Origin of the sequence: Streptomyces sp. A 4/2 (assembly GCF_940670765.1) — a bacterium.
Classification (GTDB): Bacteria; Actinomycetota; Actinomycetes; order Streptomycetales; family Streptomycetaceae; genus Streptomyces.
Genome location: NZ_CALNVW010000060.1, coordinates 46,891 through 64,575, shown reverse-complemented (window position 1 = coordinate 64,575; position 17,685 = coordinate 46,891). Strand labels below are relative to the sequence as shown.

12 protein-coding genes and 4 tRNA genes are annotated in these 17,685 nt (G+C 69.8%); 8 read left to right on the top strand and 8 right to left on the bottom strand.

What is annotated here, in order from left to right; all coding sequences use genetic code 11:
* Nucleotides 1-89: 89 nt before the first annotated feature.
* The 3 genes from NBY69_RS35270 (at nucleotide 90) to purM (ending at nucleotide 3,898) form a co-directional block, all read left to right on the top strand.
* Nucleotides 90-881, top strand: a complete 792-nt coding sequence (locus NBY69_RS35270) for a maleylpyruvate isomerase family mycothiol-dependent enzyme (protein ID WP_250306298.1) — start codon at nucleotides 90-92, stop codon at nucleotides 879-881.
* A gap of 360 nt (nucleotides 882-1,241) precedes the next feature.
* On the top strand, nucleotides 1,242-2,768 hold the full coding sequence (gene purF, locus NBY69_RS35265; RefSeq protein WP_250306296.1) for an amidophosphoribosyltransferase: 1,527 nt from the start codon (nucleotides 1,242-1,244) through the stop codon (nucleotides 2,766-2,768).
* Nucleotides 2,769-2,803: 35 nt separating this feature from the next.
* Nucleotides 2,804-3,898, top strand: coding sequence for a phosphoribosylformylglycinamidine cyclo-ligase (gene purM / locus NBY69_RS35260; protein WP_250306294.1), 1,095 nt, complete (start codon nucleotides 2,804-2,806; stop codon nucleotides 3,896-3,898).
* A 189-nt stretch (nucleotides 3,899-4,087) separates the two neighbouring features.
* Here purM and NBY69_RS35255 read toward each other — a convergent pair whose 3' ends face one another.
* Both NBY69_RS35255 and NBY69_RS35250 read right to left on the bottom strand, forming a co-directional pair.
* On the bottom strand, nucleotides 4,088-4,339 hold the full coding sequence (locus NBY69_RS35255; RefSeq protein WP_164263978.1) for a DUF3073 domain-containing protein: 252 nt from the start codon (nucleotides 4,337-4,339) through the stop codon (nucleotides 4,088-4,090).
* 279 nt (nucleotides 4,340-4,618) lie between these two features.
* Nucleotides 4,619-5,719, bottom strand: a complete 1,101-nt coding sequence (locus NBY69_RS35250) for a Glu/Leu/Phe/Val dehydrogenase dimerization domain-containing protein (protein WP_250306292.1) — start codon at nucleotides 5,717-5,719, stop codon at nucleotides 4,619-4,621.
* Nucleotides 5,720-5,877: 158 nt separating this feature from the next.
* On the opposite strand from NBY69_RS35250, the gene NBY69_RS35245 reads away from it, so the two are divergent.
* Nucleotides 5,878-6,744: a hypothetical protein gene (locus tag NBY69_RS35245; RefSeq protein WP_250306291.1), complete on the top strand. Its 867-nt coding sequence runs from the start codon at nucleotides 5,878-5,880 to the stop codon at nucleotides 6,742-6,744.
* 491 nt (nucleotides 6,745-7,235) lie between these two features.
* Nucleotides 7,236-7,442, top strand: coding sequence for a developmental transcriptional regulator BldC (gene bldC / locus NBY69_RS35240; RefSeq protein ID WP_003949541.1), 207 nt, complete (start codon nucleotides 7,236-7,238; stop codon nucleotides 7,440-7,442).
* A gap of 466 nt (nucleotides 7,443-7,908) precedes the next feature.
* Here bldC and NBY69_RS35235 read toward each other — a convergent pair whose 3' ends face one another.
* From NBY69_RS35235 to hrpA, 3 genes are all read right to left on the bottom strand, one after another.
* On the bottom strand, nucleotides 7,909-8,079 hold the full coding sequence (locus NBY69_RS35235) for a DUF6274 family protein (RefSeq protein ID WP_250306289.1): 171 nt from the start codon (nucleotides 8,077-8,079) through the stop codon (nucleotides 7,909-7,911).
* Between the two features lie 159 nt (nucleotides 8,080-8,238).
* Nucleotides 8,239-8,313, bottom strand: a tRNA-Asp gene (locus tag NBY69_RS35230).
* Between the two features lie 84 nt (nucleotides 8,314-8,397).
* Nucleotides 8,398-12,387, bottom strand: a complete 3,990-nt coding sequence (gene hrpA, locus NBY69_RS35225) for an ATP-dependent RNA helicase HrpA (RefSeq protein WP_250306288.1) — start codon at nucleotides 12,385-12,387, stop codon at nucleotides 8,398-8,400.
* A gap of 100 nt (nucleotides 12,388-12,487) precedes the next feature.
* On the opposite strand from hrpA, the gene NBY69_RS35220 reads away from it, so the two are divergent.
* A complete protein-coding gene (locus NBY69_RS35220; protein ID WP_250306287.1) occupies nucleotides 12,488-13,555 on the top strand; it encodes an ABC transporter permease in 1,068 nt (355 codons plus the stop codon).
* A gap of 21 nt (nucleotides 13,556-13,576) precedes the next feature.
* Here NBY69_RS35220 and NBY69_RS35215 read toward each other — a convergent pair.
* From NBY69_RS35215 to NBY69_RS35205, 3 genes are all read right to left on the bottom strand, one after another.
* Nucleotides 13,577-13,650 (bottom strand) — tRNA-Phe (locus tag NBY69_RS35215).
* A 22-nt stretch (nucleotides 13,651-13,672) separates the two neighbouring features.
* Nucleotides 13,673-13,747, bottom strand: a tRNA-Asp gene (locus NBY69_RS35210).
* Between the two features lie 38 nt (nucleotides 13,748-13,785).
* Nucleotides 13,786-13,858, bottom strand: a tRNA-Glu gene (locus tag NBY69_RS35205).
* Nucleotides 13,859-14,157: 299 nt separating this feature from the next.
* Between NBY69_RS35205 and NBY69_RS35200 the strand changes: the two genes are divergently transcribed.
* Together NBY69_RS35200 and NBY69_RS35195 are read left to right on the top strand one after the other, a co-directional pair.
* Complete coding sequence (locus NBY69_RS35200; RefSeq protein ID WP_250306286.1) at nucleotides 14,158-14,508, top strand: metallopeptidase family protein; 351 nt, start codon at nucleotides 14,158-14,160, stop codon at nucleotides 14,506-14,508.
* A gap of 945 nt (nucleotides 14,509-15,453) precedes the next feature.
* Entirely contained in the window at nucleotides 15,454-17,514 is a 2,061-nt protein-coding gene (locus NBY69_RS35195) for a DEAD/DEAH box helicase (RefSeq protein WP_250306285.1), read from the top strand.
* Nucleotides 17,515-17,685 lie beyond the last annotated feature (171 nt).

The window sequence follows — 17,685 nt, the reverse complement described above, 5'->3', positions numbered from 1 at the left end:
CTCGGCCGGTCAAGATCTTTTGCGGCCCCGCCCGCGACCGTGAACGGGCTCCCGGACCCGAGCGGCGGGGCGCCGCATACGCTCACCCCATGCCGCCGTCCCAGAAGCGTGCCCGCCGCTACGACCACGCCAGAACCCGCACCGCGGTCCTGGCCCAGTTCGGACACGTACGCAGCGCCGTGGCCGGACTCACCCCCGACCAGCTCGCCCGCCCCACCCGGCTCGGCGACTGGACCGTACGCGAACTGGCCGCGCATCTCGCCATGGCCGTCGAGAGCGTCAGCCGGTGTCTCGACCGGCCGGCCCCGGAGCGGCAGGAAGTCACCCTGCTGGACTGGCCGTTCGCCACCGCGCAGGTGGCCGGGCAGATCTCCGAGGACGTCAGGGCGCTCGCCGCGACTACCACCCCGGACGAGCTGTTCCGGCGGACCGCGGACCGGATCACCGAGCGGCTGCCGGCCGCAGCCGAGGACCGGCTGATCGCGAGCCGGGTCGGGGCCATGCGGCTCGGCGACTACCTGGTCACGCGCTGCGTCGAACTCGTCGTGCACACCGACGACCTGAACGCCGCCACCGGCCTGGAGATCCCGTACGACCGACAGGCCCTGGCCGCCTGCACCCGCCTCCTCGCGGACGCGCTCGCGGTCAAGGCCCCCGGCGCGTCCACCGAGGTCAGGATCCCGCCGTACGCCGTCGTCCAGTGCATCGAGGGCCCCCGGCACACCCGCGGCACCCCGCCCAACGTCGTCGAGACCGACCCGCTCAGCTGGATCCGGCTCGCCACCGGGCGTACGCGGTGGCGAGCGGCCGTCGACGAGGCGCTGGTCGCGGCGAGCGGGGAACGGGCGGATCTCTCGGACCTGCTGCCGGTGATGGGCTGAGGGGAAGCGGGAGCCGAACCGCCCTGTCCGAGGGGCGCGGGCATCGCATCAGGAAAGGCGCGGGCGTCGCATCAGGAAGGGCGCGGGCATCGCATTCGGAAAGGACCGGGCGAGCGGTCCGGACGGTCGCATGCGCTTCAGCGTGCGTCCCGGCGACCGTGCAAGGCGGCATCCTTACCGTCGGTGACGGCGCGGGAACGGAACCTCGGCCGTATGAAATCCGCCACGGCCCCCTGACCCCCACAGCCCCGGACAGGACCGGAATCCCTGCTACCGCATAGCGTCGCGTATCGGTCAGAGCGGGCACCGGGACCGATCCCCAATTCGGACCAGTGGTCGATCTCGCCTACACTCGGTGGCGTGCCTCGTGGTGATGGACGACTCAACCACGACCTGCTCCCCGGAGAGAAAGGCCCCCAGGACGCTTGTGGCGTCTTCGGTGTCTGGGCTCCGGGCGAAGAGGTCGCCAAGCTCACCTATTTCGGACTGTATGCCCTGCAGCACCGTGGACAGGAGTCCGCGGGCATCGCAGTGAGCAATGGGTCCAAGATCCTGGTCTTCAAGGACATGGGTCTGGTCTCACAAGTCTTCGACGAAACCTCTCTCAGCTCTCTTCAGGGCCATATCGCAGTGGGTCACGCCCGCTACTCCACCACCGGAGCCTCGGTGTGGGAGAACGCGCAGCCGACCTTCCGTGCCACCGCGCACGGCTCGATCGCGCTCGGTCACAACGGCAACCTGGTCAATACGGCCCAGCTCGCCGCGCTCGTCGCCGAGCTGCCCAAGGAGAACGGCCGGTCCACCCAGGTGGCCGCCACCAACGACACCGACCTGGTGACCGCGCTCCTCGCGGGCCAGACCGATGACGAGGGCAAGCCGCTGACCGTCGAGGAAGCCGCCGCCAAGGTGCTGCCCGACGTGAAGGGCGCGTTCTCGCTGGTCTTCATGGACGAGAACACCCTCTACGCGGCCCGTGACCCGCAGGGCATCCGCCCGCTGGTCCTCGGCCGTCTGGAGCGCGGCTGGGTGGTGGCCTCCGAGTCCGCCGCCCTGGACATCTGCGGCGCCTCCTACGTCCGCGAGGTCGAACCCGGTGAGCTCGTCACCATCGACGAGAACGGTCTGCGCACCGTCCGATTCGCAGAAGCGAAGCCCAAGGGCTGCGTCTTCGAGTACGTCTACCTGGCCCGCCCCGACACCGACATCGCGGGCCGGAACGTCTATCTCTCGCGTGTGGAGATGGGCCGGAAGCTGGCGGCGGAAGCCCCGGCCGAAGCCGACCTGGTGATAGCGACGCCCGAGTCGGGAACGCCCGCCGCGATCGGTTACGCCGAGGCCAGCGGGATTCCGTACGGCTCGGGCCTGGTCAAGAACGCCTATGTCGGCCGGACCTTCATCCAGCCCTCGCAGACGATCCGCCAGCTCGGCATCCGCCTCAAGCTCAACCCGCTCAAGGAAGTCATCCGCGGCAAGCGCCTGGTGGTCGTCGACGACTCGATCGTCCGCGGCAACACCCAGCGCGCCCTGGTCAAGATGCTTCGTGAGGCCGGCGCCGCCGAGATCCACATCCGGATCTCCTCCCCGCCCGTGAAGTGGCCCTGCTTCTTCGGCATCGACTTCGCGACCCGCGCCGAGCTGATCGCCAACGGGATGTCCGTCGACGAGATCGCCACCTCGATGGGTGCCGACTCGCTGTCGTACATCTCCATCGACGGCATGATCGAGGCGACGACGATCGCCAAGCCGAATCTCTGCCGCGCGTGTTTCGACGGCGAGTACCCGATGGACCTGCCCGACCCCGAGCTGCTCGGCAAGCAGCTGCTGGAGACCGAGCTGGCCGCGGGACCGGCGAACACCGCCGCTGCCGACGCGCTCCGTCGTCCGTAAGCCCCGCGCCGTACGAAACGAAAGTCCTCATCGTCATGTCTGCTGAATCTTCCGAGCGTGCGCCGCACGCGGGCACCGGTGCCAGCTACGCGAGCGCGGGCGTCGACATCGAAGCCGGTGACCGCGCCGTCGAGCTCATGAAGGAGTGGGTGAAGAAGACCCGCCGCCCCGAGGTCATGGGCGGCCTCGGCGGTTTCGCCGGTCTCTTCGACGCCTCCGCCCTGAAGCGGTACGAGCGTCCGCTGCTGGCCTCGGCCACCGACGGCGTCGGGACGAAGGTCGACCTCGCCCGCAAGATGGGCGTGTACGACACCATCGGCCACGACCTCGTCGGCATGGTCGTCGACGACCTGGTCGTGTGCGGTGCGGAACCGCTCTTCATGACCGACTACATCTGCGTCGGCAAGGTCTTCCCCGAGCGCGTCGCCGCGATCGTGAAGGGCATCGCCGAGGGCTGTGTGCTGGCCGGCTGCGCGCTGGTCGGCGGCGAGACCGCCGAGCACCCCGGCCTGCTCGGCGAGGACGACTTCGACGTCGCGGGCGCCGGTACGGGCGTGGTCGAGGCCGACCGGCTGCTCGGCCCGGACCGGATCCGCCAGGGCGATGTGGTCATCGCGATGGCGTCGTCCGGACTTCACTCCAACGGGTACTCGCTGGTGCGTCACGTCGTCTTCGACCGGGCCGGCTGGACGCTGGACCGGGAGATCGCGGAGTTCGGCAGGACCCTCGGCGAGGAACTGCTGGAGCCCACCAGGATCTACTCGCTGGACTGCCTGGCGCTGACCCGGACGACCGAGGTGCACGGCTTCAGCCACATCACCGGCGGCGGGCTCGCCAACAACCTGGCCCGGGTCATCCCGGACGGCCTGCACGCCACCGTCGACCGTTCGACCTGGACGCCGGGCGCCGTCTTCGACGTGGTCGGCAAGGCCGGACAGGTGGAGCGGCTGGAGCTGGAGAAGACGCTCAACATGGGCGTCGGCATGATGGCCGTCGTTCCCGGGGAGTCCGTGGACGCGGCGCTGGCGACCTTCGCCGACCGGGGCCTGGACGCCTGGGTGGCCGGAGAGATCACCGAGCGCGGCGACCGCACCTCGGGCGCCGAGCTCACCGGGGACTACGCCAAGTAGGCAGCCCCGACGGACGGAGCGCCCGGCACCACGGCCGGGCGTGACGACCGACGGGACCGGGCCGGCGGTACGGACCGGGACAGCACAGAACCCGGCCCGGGGCGGAAGCCCTGGACCGGGTCGGGTGACAGTGCCGACCGGAGTCCGCACCGCGACTGTGCTCGGTGACTGCTGTGTGAGGTCTGTACGTCAAGCGCCGCGGCGCTGAGACGAAGGACCGGACTCGTCGTCCTCGTCCTGATCCTCGTTGTAACGATCCGCGTACTGTGCGTACGGGTCATCTTCCTCTTCGTCGTCCTCGAACGGCTCCGCGTTCGGTGGCTGACTCGTAGGAGATGCGCCCAGCTCATTGGCCAGACGCGACAGGTCCGTTCCGCCGCTGCTGTACTTCAGCTGGCGGGCGACCTTCGTCTGCTTGGCCTTTGCCCGGCCGCGCCCCATGGCTCGACCCCCTCGGTGACGGGGCTCGACGGCCCCAGAGTCTTGACACCCGTTCATGATTCGGAACGGACTCTCCGTGAAGAGTCCGGTCCGTAGGGCTTCAACGGTACCTGCTTCCGCGGCCATACGGTACGCCGCCCACAGGTAGCGCCGCTTCACAGAACCGGCGAGGAGCCCCATCCTCGCTGGTCAGCTGCGATTTTAGCCTCTTCCGGGCGGCCGACCCGCCGACGGGGGTGAGTCACGTCTCCCCGACAGCGGGTCAGCGCCCGTGCACCGTCAGTGGCTGCGCGCCTCGGCCATCCGCTGCTCGGCAATCCGGTCCGCCGCGGCGGCCGGCGGGATACCGTCTTCCTTCGCACGTGCGAATATTGCCAGCGTGGTGTCGAAGATCTTCGCGGCCTTCGCCTTGCAGCGGTCGAAGTCGAAACCGTGCAGTTCGTCGGCGACCTGGATGACGCCGCCCGCGTTCACCACGTAGTCCGGGGCGTAGAGGATCCCGCGGTCCGCGAGGTCCTTCTCGACACCCGGGTGCGCGAGCTGGTTGTTGGCGGCGCCGCACACCACCTTCGCGGTGAGCACCGGCACGGAGTGGTCGTCGAGCGCGCCGCCCAGGGCGCACGGGGCGTAGATGTCGAGCCCCTCGGTACGGATCAGCGCCTCGGTGTCGGCGACCGGGGTGACCAGGCCGGGGTGCTTGTCCGTGACACGGCGTACGGAGTCCTCCCGCACGTCGGTGACCAGGACCTCCGCGCCCTCCGCCAGCAGGTGCCCGACCAGGTGGTGGCCGACCTTGCCGACGCCCGCGACGCCGATCCGGCGACCGCGCAGCGCCGGATCGCCCCAGAGGTGCTGGGCGCTGGCCCGCATGCCCTGGTAGACGCCGAACGCGGTGAGCACCGAGGAGTCGCCCGCACCGCCGTTCTCGGGGGAGCGGCCGGTGGTCCACCGGCAGGTCTGCGCGACCACGTCCATGTCCGCGACGTAGGTGCCGACGTCGCAGGCCGTCACGTACCGCCCGCCGAGCGAGGCGACGAACCTGCCGTACGCCAGGAGCAGTTCGTCGGTCTTGATCAGCTCCGGGTCGCCGATGATCACGGCCTTGCCACCGCCGTGGTCCAGTCCGGCCATGGCGTTCTTGTACGACATCCCGCGAGCCAGGTTCAGCGCGTCGGCGACGGCCGCTTCCTCGCTCGCGTACGGATAGAAGCGCGTACCGCCGAGGGCGGGGCCCAGGGCGGTGGAGTGGATGGCGATCACGGCCTTGAGGCCGGTGGCGCGGTCCTGGCAGAGCACGACTTGCTCGTGTCCCCCCTGATCCGAGTGGAACAGGGTGTGCAGCACATCGACATTGTCAGGGACGCCGGTCACAACGGTCACGGTGGTGACTCCCAAGTACGAAGCGGCGAAGGATGGAGAGCCCTCTTACGGGTGGAGAAGGCCCTGCTTGGCAGCAGATTAGGGCCTACGCGTCCGTAGATCAGGCGCAGTGCGCAGGATCACCCCCTCGTGGTGCGGTGCCGTGGGACGATCACCTCATGGCGGTGGTGTCCTCAGTGATCGTCCCCTATACGTCCTACCTGCGGGTGTACGAGCCCCTGGCGGCCTTCCCGGAGTCCGAGCGCGGCCACTGGGCCCGCTACGCGCGCCGGACCGACCTGCCGACGGCGCAGGACGAACTCCGGCGCTCGCTGGCGGATCTGGTGCCGACGCCACCGGTCGCGGTCCCGGTGCACGAGAGCGCCGAGGCGTTCGTGGCCGAGCTGGACGGGGTGGTCTGCGTCTGCCCGTGGCGGACCCGGCTGCGCGGCTGGCAGGCCCTGGAGGCGCTGGAGGAGCAGTACCCGGCGCCCGTCCTGGACGTGGTGCTGCCCCCGGTGGTGCGCCGGCAGGCCGCGGCCGACTACGAGCGCTGGCAGGAGCGGAACCCGGACGCGCGGCCCTGGATCAGAACGACGGTGTGGCATGTCCCGGTCCGCTGGTTCACGCTCTTCGACGACGAGGAGCGGGAGTACGCGAAGGGCGGTTCCACCGGGGAGGCCGAGGGCGCGGTGCGGGTGCCGCCCGTGCTCCGGTACCGGACGCCGATGGTGCAGGCGAGGCGCCGGCTGGCCCGGTCGCTGAAGACGCTCCGCGAGCACTTCGAGGAAGGCCCGCTCACCGAGGGCCTGGTGGAGGTCGGACGGTGGCTGGAGGAGTTCCATCCCCGGTCGCTGGTCGAACTCGACTACGGCGGCCTGGTGCACGCCCTGCCCGAGGCGCAGTTGGCGGAGGACCGGTCGGCCGCGGACGTGACGGCCGCGGTCGCCGCGCTGCGCGCGGGCGACGAGGCGGCGGCCGATGCGGCGTACGAGCGGCTGGCTGTCCGCTGGCGGGCCGTACGGGAGCGGCAGACCGCGAACTGACGGGTCGTCCGTCCGGGGCGCGCACAGGGCCACGGACGGCGGTGGGGACCTAGGTCCCGATCCGGGCCTTTGCGTCAAGCGTGATGGACCGCACTTACCGGGGCCTTGCGCCCATCCCCTACCCTCGTGTCAAAATAGGACAAGGAGCCCGGGGAGGGCTCCTTCCGTCCAAGTAAGGGCGGATTGCTCGGCATTGCACTCTATAGGGGGGGTCTGTTGACTCCTGATCGCCATGTTACTGATCGTTACTGTGGTGTGACTGTCCGCTATGGCATGGTCCATCGGGCTTCCGCCGCTGATGAACACCTGAGAGGGCAATTCCATCGGTTTGGCCGACGTGGCTGGACGGATGGTGTAGTTGTAGTGCCGAGGACAAGCCGTTCGTCCTATAACCGACTCGGCTCGCGTCCGCCATTTCGGGCAACGCGGGTCAAGGTGCAGAATTTAGAGGAAAGAACCGAGATGGTTCGGTTCTCCCGAGGAGGCCGCTCATGACCGCTCGCACCCCTGATGCCGAGCCGCTGCTGACCCCGGCTGAGGTTGCCACGATGTTCCGCGTGGACCCGAAGACGGTCACCCGCTGGGCGAAGGCGGGCAAGCTCACGTCCATCCGAACGCTGGGTGGGCATCGCCGGTACCGCGAGGCAGAGGTCCGTGCGTTGCTGGCGGGTATTCCGCAGCAGCGCAGCGAGGCCTGAACACCCCGATAAATCGGGCGTTTCCAGGTCCCCCAACCTGGTTCGCTCCGCTTTGGCTCCACTTGACGGCCGTCCGCCCCAACGGATTTCTGTCTTCGATCGCGCTGGACTCCGCCGGGTCCAGCGCGATTTTTTTTGTGTCATGGCCCGCCCGGAGGGGCTGCCGCAGGGCCGTCTGCCTGCTCCGATGCGCCTCCGGGCGGCTGCGGGGCGGGGTTCCACGGCCCGCCGGGGGGCGTCCGATTCCGCCCCGTCGTCCCGTTGTAGGGGCCCGTTTGGGGGCGGGGCGTGTGCCGCCGGTTACGCCTCGCACAGTAGTGCAATTGCACATATTAAATTGGGGTGTTGTAAGAGAGGGGTAAGTTCACTCGTTCTCAAAACTCTTTACGTGACACCCGTCACACGGCTCGCCCCTTGCCAAACCCGAGTCTGCCACCGGGCGGGCGCCGGGCAACGGGTTGTCGGGTCATCCGCGTGGCGCCGCCCCGCCGTCCGCCGGCGGCTCCATGGCGAGCCGCAGCAGCCGGTGACAGACCGGACAGTGCCGGGTGAGGTGCCGGTAGCCCGTACGCCCTTGGGCGGCGGCCAGATGGGCGCGCAGCAGTGCCCGGGTCTCATGTCTCGTAGCCGCCGCCATACGCCGCCTCCCGCCGGGTCCCCAGCTGTCTGAGTACCCGTGAGGGGAAGCCGTCGTCAAGACGCGTGCACGGCCCCGTGGGGGCGGCGCACGGGGCCGGACAGCAGAACGGCCCGCATCCGGTGGGGATGCGGGCCGTTCTGTACTGCTTCTCTACTGCGGTCCTGACGGGATTTGAACCCGCGGCCTCCACCTTGACAGGGTGGCGAGCACTCCAAACTGCTCCACAGGACCAGGTTTCGCAGCCGATGTTCGTTTGGCTGCGAGACAGAACTGTACAGGAGCCCGAGGCCCTGGTCGAACCGGCTGCGGAACAGGTCAGCGGACCGCCGCGACCACCGCGTCGATGGCCTTCACGATGCGCTTGTCCGAGACGGTCTGCGCCGTGCCGAGGGCGTGCGCGAAGTAGCTCACCCGCAACTCCTCGATCATCCAGCGGATGTCGGTCACCTCCTGCGGGACGGGCCGCCCCTGCGGCAGCTGCTCCAGCAGCCAGGCGTACTCGTCCTGCATCTCGTGGACCTTCTCCATCCGGGTGGTGTCCCGCTGGACGGCCGTCGGCATCTGCTGGAGGCGCCGGTCCACGGCGACCATGTAACGCATCAGGTCGGGCAGCCTGCGCAGCCCGGTCGCGGTGACGAAACCCGGCTTGATGAGCGTCGCCAACTGGGTGCGCACGTCGGTGAGGTTGGCGACCAGCACCAGGCTGGTGGTGGCCTTCAGCCGGCGTTCGGCGGCCTGCCAGGCGGCCAGGATCTGCTGGACCTGGTCGACGGTCCTGATGGTCAGCTCGACCAGGTCGGTGCGTACCTTCTCGTACAGCTTGCGGTACGACTCCTCGTCCCACGCCGGCCCGCCGTGGTCGGCGATCAGCTTGTCCGCCGCCGCCGTCGCGCAGTCCTCGAAGAGGGCCTGCACCGAGCCGTGCGGATTGCGGGACAGCGCGAGCTTCGCCTGGTTGCTGAGCCGGTCCGAGGCGAACTTGGCGGGGTTCACCGGGATGTTGAGCAGGACGAGCCTGCGGGTGCCCTGCCACATCGCCTGCTGCTGCTCGGCCTCGGTGTCGAAGAGCCGTACGGAGACGGACGTGCCCGCGTCGACCAGGGCCGGGAACGCGCGGACCGGCTGGCCCGCCCGCCTCGTCTCGAAGACGCGCGAGAGCGTGCCGATCGTCCAGTCGGTGAGGCCGGTGCGCTCGACGGACTCACCCGCCGGTCCCGCCGTCGCCGCCGCGGCCTTGGAGAGGGCCTGACGGGCCTTGGGGCGCAGCTTCAGCTTCAGCGCCTCCAGGTCCTTGTCCTCGGCCAGCTTGCGGCGCCGCTCGTCGACGATCCGGAACGTGATCTTCAGGTGGTCCGGCACCCGGGAGAGATCGAAGTCCCCGGCCGCGACCGGGACGCCGACCATCCGCTGGAGCTCGCGGGCGAGTGTCAGCGGCAGCGGCTCCTGGAGGGGGACCGCCCGGTCCAGGAAGGCTCCGGCGTAGTTCGGCGCGGGCACGTAGTGGCGGCGGATCGGCTTGGGCAGCGAGCGGATCAGCTCGGTGACCACCTCCTCGCGCAGCCCGGGGATCTGCCAGTCGAAGCCCTCGGGCGTGACCTGGTTGAGCACCTGGAGCGGGATGTGGACGGTGACGCCGTCCGCGTCCGCGCCCGGCTCGAACTGGTACGTCACCCGGAACTTGAGATTCCGCTGCCGCCAGGAGTCCGGGTAGTCGTCCTTGGTGACCGAGCCGGCCTTCTCGGTGAGGAGCATCGAGCGCTCGAAGTCGAGCACCTCGGGCTCCCCGCCCGCCTCGTGCCGCTTCTGCTTCCACCAGGAGTCGAAGTGCGCGCCGGAGACGATGTGTTCCGGGATGCGTTCGTCGTAGAAGTCGAAGAGCGTCTCGTCGTCCACGACGATGTCGCGGCGCCGGGCGCGGTGCTCCAACTCCTCGACCTCGGCGAGGAGTTTGCGGTTGTCCGCGAAGAACTTGTGGTGCGTGCGCCAGTCGCCCTCGACCAGTGCGTTGCGAATGAAAAGCTCCCGGCTGGTCTCCGGGTCGATCCGGCCGTAATTGACCTTGCGCTGGGCGACGATCGGGACGCCGTACAGCGTGACGCGCTCGTACGCCATCACGGCCGCCTGGTCCTTCTCCCAGTGCGGCTCGCTGTAGGTGCGCTTCAGCAGGTGCCCGGCGAGCGGTTCGATCCACTCGGGCTCGACCTTCGCGTTGACCCTGGCCCACAGCCGTGAGGTCTCGACCAGCTCGGCGGACATGATGAAGCGCGGCTGCTTCTTGAAGAGCGCCGAGCCGGGGAAGATCGCGAACTTCGCGTTGCGGGCGCCGAGGTACTCGTTCTTCTCGGTGTCCTTGAGCCCGATGTGCGAGAGCAGCCCGGCCAGCAGCGAGACGTGCACCGACTGCTCGGGGGCGTCCTCCTCGTTGAGGCGGATGCCCATGGTCCTGGCCACCGAACGCAGCTGCGCGTAGATGTCCTGCCACTCACGGATGCGCAGGAAGTTCAGGTACTCCTGCTTGCACATCCGGCGGAAGCTGGAGGAGCCGCGCTCCTTCTGCTGGTCGCGGAGGTAGCGCCAGAGGTTCAGGAAGGCCAGGAAGTCGGACGTCTCGTCCTTGAAGCGGGCGTGCTGCTGGTCGGCCTGTGTCTGCTTCTCCGCGGGGCGCTCGCGCGGGTCCTGGATGGAGAGCGCGGCGGCGATCACCATGACCTCGGTGACACAGCCGTTCCGGTCGGCCTCCAGGACCATCCGTGCCAGCCTCGGGTCGACGGGGAGCTGGCTGAGCTTGCGGCCCTCCGGGGTGAGCCGCCGCTTGGGGTCCTTCTCCTTGGGATCCAGCGCGCCCAGCTCCTGGAGGAGCTGCACACCGTCGCGGATGTTGCGGTGGTCCGGCGGGTCGATGAAGGGGAACTTCTCGATGTCGCCGAGCCCGGCCGCGGTCATCTGGAGGATGACGGACGCCAGGTTGGTCCGGAGGATCTCCGGGTCGGTGAACTCCGGGCGGGTGAGGAAGTCGTCCTCCGCGTACAGCCGGATGCAGATGCCGTCGGAGGTACGGCCGCAGCGGCCCTTGCGCTGGTTGGCGCTGGCCTGCGAGATCCGCTCGATGGGCAGCCGCTGGACCTTGGTGCGGTGGCTGTAGCGGGAGATACGGGCGGTGCCCGGGTCGATCACGTACTTGATGCCGGGGACGGTCAGGGAGGTCTCGGCGACGTTGGTGGCCAGCACCACCCGTCTCGTCACACCGCCGGAGGGCCGCTGGAACACCCGGTGCTGCTCGGCGTGCGACAGCCGGGCGTACAGCGGGAGCACCTCGGTGAACCGCAGGTTCCGTTTGTTCAGCGCGTCGGCGGTGTCCCGGATCTCGCGCTCGCCGGAGAGGAAGACCAGGATGTCGCCGGGGCCTTCGCCCTGGAGCTCGTCCACGGCCTCGCAGACCGCGGTGATCTGGTCGCGGTCGCCGTCTTCGCCGTCCTCTTCGAGGAGCGGGCGGTAGCGGACCTCGACCGGGTACGTACGGCCGCTGACCTCCACGATCGGCGCCCCGGACCCGGCCCTGCCGTCCGTCATGTCCACCGAGGCGAAGCCGCCGAAGTGCTGCGCGAACCGCTCGGGGTCGATGGTGGCCGAGGTGATGACGACCTTCAGATCCGGCCGCTTCGGCAGCAGCTGCGCCAGATAGCCCAGCAGGAAGTCGATGTTGAGGGACCGCTCGTGGGCCTCGTCGATGATGATCGTGTCGTACGCGCGCAGCTCGCGGTCCGTCTGGATCTCCGCGAGCAGGATGCCGTCGGTCATCAGCTTGATGAAGGTGGCGTCCTGGTCGACCTGGTCGGTGAAGCGGACCTTCCAGCCGACCGCCTCGCCCAGCGGGGTCTTCATCTCGTCCGCGATGCGCTCGGCGACCGTACGGGCGGCGATCCGGCGCGGCTGGGTGTGGCCGATCATGCCCCGGACGCCGCGGCCCAGCTCCAGGCAGATCTTGGGGATCTGGGTCGTCTTGCCGGACCCGGTCTCGCCCGCGACGATCACCACCTGGTGATTCCGTATCGCCTCGGCGATCTCGTCCTTCTTCTGGCTGACCGGCAGCTGCTCGGGATAGCTGACGGCGGGCACCCGGGCGGCCCGGCGGGCCAGCCGCCCCGCGGACTTCTCCGCCTCGGCGGCGATCTGGTCCAGCGCGGCCTGCCGGGCCTCTGGTTTACGGATACGGCGGGCGCCCTCCAGGCGTCGGCCGAGCCGGTGCGCGTCGCGCAGCGACAGCTCGTTGAGCGTGGCCTGGATATCAGCGAAGGAAGTAGACATACCTGTCCCAGGATCTCACCCGGTGCAACCCACTGGCGAACGGATTTGAGTGTCAGGTTCTGGACGCGTATGTCTGTTGCGTGTGGTTTAGCGTGAATTCATGCCGCCTCAGACGGAACACCACGGTGCCCATCCCGCGCGTCGCCCGACCGGCCGCGAGCGGTGGGAGGCGTTCCGCGCGTCGCCCTTCCTGCCGGCGACGGTGCTGCTGTTCATCCTGTCGGCGGCGGCCGGGACCTTCGCCGGTTCGTACACCTACTTCATGGCGAACCCGACCCCGCACCGGGTGCCCACCGCGGTCGTGGGCGCGTACCGGTCACCGGCGGGGCAGCGGTTCATCGGCGGGATGGAGAAGGCGCTCAACACCTCGCTCCGGCTGCACACCTACTCCACGGTCGCCGACGCGCGGCAGGCCGTGGACCAGCAGAAGGTCTTCGCGATCGTCGACGTGCGGGCCGGACACGTCCGGCTCGACCTCTCCTCGGCCTCCGGGGCCTCGGTCGCGCAGGTCCTCGCCGAGTCCGCGCCGGCGGTGGCGAAGGCGACCGGTGTCCCCGTACTGGTGACGGACATCAAGCCGCTCCAGAAGGGCGACCCGCGCGGGCTCGCGATCTTCTACGTCTCGCTCGCCGCGGTGATCATCGGCTTCGTCGGCGCGATCCAGCTCTCGGTGCACGCCCGCGGCCTCGACCCGGCCGAACGCATCGCCTGCATCATGGCCAACGCCCTGCTCGGCGGGTTCGCCATCGCGGCTGTCGTCGACTGGCTGCTGGGTGCGCTGGACCTGCCGTTCGTGGAGTCCTGGCTGATCCTGGCGTTCACGATGTTCACGACCGGCATGGTCTTCACGATGTTCAACAGCCTCATCGGCCGCTGGGCGCTGATCCCCACCTGGGGTCTGATGGTGCTGCTCGGCAACCCGTCGTCGGGCGGCGCGGTCTCCTGGCCGCTGCTCCCCTCGACCCTGGGGCACATCGGTCAGTGGCTGCCGCCGGGCGCCTCGGTCAACGCCCAGCACGCGGCGGTGTACTTCCGGCACTACCAGCACCCGTTCCCGTTCCTGGTCCTGGCCGCGTGGTCGCTGGTGTCCTGTGCCGTCTTCTGGCTCCGGCGTCATCAGCACCCGGGCGGACGGGAATCGGGTACGCGAAAGGCTCCGGCCAGTTAACTGACCGGAGCCTTTCAAAGGTGGCTGGGGCCGGGATCGAACCGGCGACCTATCGCTTTTCAGGCGATCGCTCGTACCAACTGAGCTACCCAGCCACGCAGCACATGCGAGCTGCAGCGGTCCTGACGGGATTTGAACCCGCGGCCTCCACCTTGACAGGGTGGCGAGCACTCCAAACTGCTCCACAGGACCAAGCTGTTGTGCGACTAAGTGTCGCACAGTGTGGTGCGTGCCCCCAACGGGATTCGAACCCGTGCTACCGCCTTGAAAGGGCGGCGTCCTGGGCCACTAGACGATGAGGGCAGAACTACTGGTGTCGCTGCTTCCGTGTCCCTGGAAGCTTGTGACTCCGCTTCCCCCTCAAGAGGTTCCGCTTCTTCTTCGACCTCTTCGATCTCCGAACGGTCAAGCCCCTGACCGGCGCCCTCGGGCACGTCGGAGACTGTACTACGGCGTTTCGGTGTCAGCCAAACCCAATCGGCGAGGGGGGTGCCCGCTGCCCGCCGGGCACCGAGGGCCGTGGCCACGGGTGCCGTACACCCGGGACGCGGAGCGGCCGATCGGGCTCGGCGTGCACGGGGGAACCACGGGACAATGGGCGGGTGCTGGAGATGACGCGTGAGCAGTTCGAGGAATTGGTCGCCGAGGCGCTGGACCGCATCCCGCCGGAGCTGACGCGGCTGATGGACAACGTCGCGGTGTTCGTCGAGGACGAGCCCGCCGCCGACGACCCGGAACTGCTGGGGCTCTACGAGGGGACGCCGCTGACCGAACGCGGCGAGTGGTACGCGGGCGTCCTGCCGGACCGGATCACCGTCTACCGGGGGCCGACGCTGCGGATGTGTGCCTCGCGGGAGGAGGCGGTGGCGGAGACCGAGATCACGGTGGTGCACGAGATCGCCCACCACTTCGGGATCGACGACCAGCGGCTGCACGCGCTCGGGTACGGCTGAGGGGGGCGCGGTGCCGGACCGGCACGGGGTTGCCGGAGCGACGCGGGCGTACGGGAAGTGGCGTCGGCGTACGGGAAGCGCTGCGGGCGTGTCCCTTTCGGGGCCACGGGAGTTGGGCACTGAGAGCCCTCACCCCCTTCCCCGGAGGTGCGCCCCGTGCGCCAGTTGCCCGTCCCTGCCCGGTTGGCCGCCGCCGTGATGGCGGTGGCGGCCTCGGCGGGCTGTGTGAGCGTGACCGACCATCCCGGAAAGCCGACGCCCTCGGTTTCGAAGGGGGCGTCGCACCGGGCGGACGCCGGACCGGACGGTGCGGCGGCCCCGGACGGGGGCGGGGTGCACCGGGTCCGGGGAACGGACGGGAAGGGTCGCGACGCCGGAGCCGGAGCCGGGAAGGAGCACGGCGCCTCGCCGTCGCCCAGCGGCCGGGCCGACGGAGCCTCGGGGGCGCCCCGGCCCCACCCGGGGGAGCCCTCGGCCCCCGGCGGCAGGCCGTCGGCGCCGCCCGTGATCGATCCGCCTCCGCCCCCGCCGCCCTCGGAACCACCGGAGACGAGCCCGGACCCCGAACCGAGCACCTCCGCGCCGGGAGCCACGTCACCACCGCCGCCGGTCGAGAGCAGGCGGCGCCGGACCGGCGCGATGGCCGTCCCGGTTGCATCTCCGCAGGTGGAACCGGTTTAGGCAGGGCTCGAACAGGGCCTCGGCGGCGAGCCTCGGAGGGGGTCTCCGAAGCTCGGTTTGCCAGGAAGGGGGGAGGGTGAGTATGGTAGTAGATCGTTTGATCCCATTGCCCGACGCCATTGTGTTTCTTGATCGTCAAGAGACGAAGAGCGTCCCGAGGCGCGTACTCTCCCTTACCGTGACTGGACCGCATTGAGGCGGTCGAAATAGCGATTCACGGAGTTATGGGCGCGTGCCGAGACTCCGGAAGGTTTCGCATTTCGCATGTCCAATTCCAGTTCTGACCACGCCGTCATGCCCGAGAACGACGAGATCGTCGCCGACGCCGAGGCTGTCGTGGTCGAGGTCGAAGAGGCCCTCGTCGAGGCCGTAGTGGCCGAAGACACCGCCACCGACACCGTCGTCGAGACCACCGACGCCGACACCACCGACGCCGACACCGAGGCTGCCGCCACGGACGAGCCCGCCGAGGCCGTCACCGAGGACGAGGCCGAGCCCGCCGAGCCGACCGTGACCTTCGGGTCCCTCGGTCTCCCCGACGGCATCGTCCGCAAGCTCGCCCAGAACGGCGTCACCGCGCCCTTCCCGATCCAGGCCGCGACCATCCCGGACGCCCTGGCCGGCAAGGACATCCTGGGCCGCGGCCGTACCGGCTCCGGCAAGACCCTCTCCTTCGGACTCCCGCTGCTGTCCGCCCTCTCCGGCGGCCACACCGAGAAGAAGAAGCCGCGCGGCATCATCCTCACCCCGACCCGTGAGCTCGCGATGCAGGTCGCGGACGCGCTCCAGCCGTACGGCGACGTGCTCGGCCTGAAGATGAAGGTCGTCTGCGGCGGTACGTCCATGTCCAACCAGATCTACGCCCTGGAGCGTGGCGTCGACGTACTCGTCGCCACCCCGGGCCGACTGCGCGACATCATCAACCGTGGCGCCTGCTCGCTCGCGGCCGTCCAGGTCGCCGTCCTCGACGAGGCCGACCAGATGTCCGACCTGGGCTTCCTGCCCGAGGTCACCGAGCTGCTCGACCAGATCCCCGGCGGCGGCCAGCGCATGCTCTTCTCCGCCACCATGGAGAACGAGATCGGCACGCTGGTCAAGCGTTACCTGACCGACCCGGTCAGCCACGAGGTCGACAGCGCCCAGGGCAACGTCTCGACCATGTCGCACCACGTCCTCGTCGTGAAGCCGAAGGACAAGGCGCCGGTCACGGCCGCGATCGCCGCCCGCAAGGGCCGCACGATCATCTTCGTCCGTACGCAGCTGGGCGCCGACCGTATCGCCGAGCAGCTCGTCGAGTCGGGCGTCAAGGCCGACGCCCTGCACGGCGGCATGACGCAGGGTGCCCGTACGCGCGTCCTGGAAGACTTCAAGAAGGGCTACGTCAACGCCCTCGTCGCCACCGACGTGGCCGCCCGCGGTATCCACGTCGACGGCATCGACCTGGTCCTGAACGTGGACCCGGCCGGTGACCACAAGGACTACCTGCACCGTTCGGGCCGTACCGCCCGTGCCGGCAAGTCCGGCGTCGTCGTGTCGCTGTCGCTGCCGCACCAGCGCCGTCAGATCTTCCGGCTGATGGAGGACGCGGGCGTCGACGCCGCGCGCCACATCGTCCAGGGGGCCGGGGTCTTCGAGCCCGAGGTCGCCGAGATCACCGGCGCCCGTTCGCTGACCGAGGTCCAGGCCGACTCCGCGAACAACGCCGCCAAGCAGGCGGAGCGCGAGGCCAAGGAGCTCACCCGCGAGCTGGAGCGCATCCAGCGCCGTGCCACGGAGCTGCGCGAGGAGGCCGACCGCCTGGTGGCGCGCGCGGCCCGTGAGCGTGGCGAGGACCCCGAGGCCGCTGTCGCCGAGCTGGCGGCTGCCACCGAGGCCGAGCTGGCCGCGGCGGCCGTACCGGCGCAGCCGAGGGCGGAGCAGCGCGAGGAGCGTCGCGACGACCGCGGCAGCTTCGGACGCCGTGACGACCGGGGCGGCGACCGTGGTGGATACCGCGGCGGCGACCGTGGTGGTGACCGCGGTGGCTTCCAGCGCCGTGACGACCGTGGTGGTGACCGTGGTGGTTTCCAGCGTCGTGACGACCGTCCGTCCGGTGACCGCGGTGGCTTCCAGCGCCGCGACGACCGCCCCACCGGCGGACACCGTGGCAGCGACCGTCCGTTCAACCGTGACCGCCGTGACGACCGGCCGACCGGCGGCTTCCGCTCCGGTGGCGCCGACCGTCCGACCGGCCGCCGTGACGACCACCGCACGACGGGTACGGGTACCGGCACCGGTTCCTTCGGCCGCCGTGACGACAAGCCCCGCTGGAAGCGCAACAGCTGACACCGGGCCAGGTGTGAACCTGTGACCTGCTGAAGCGGGCCCGTCCTCCCCGGACGGGCCCGTTTCCGTTTCCGTCCCCGTACGACGCCCCGGTGTCCGCCCGCTGATCCGGCCGTACGATGACCGGGGCCACCGCCGACGGGCCCGGGAACGGATACCCGATCGGCTGCC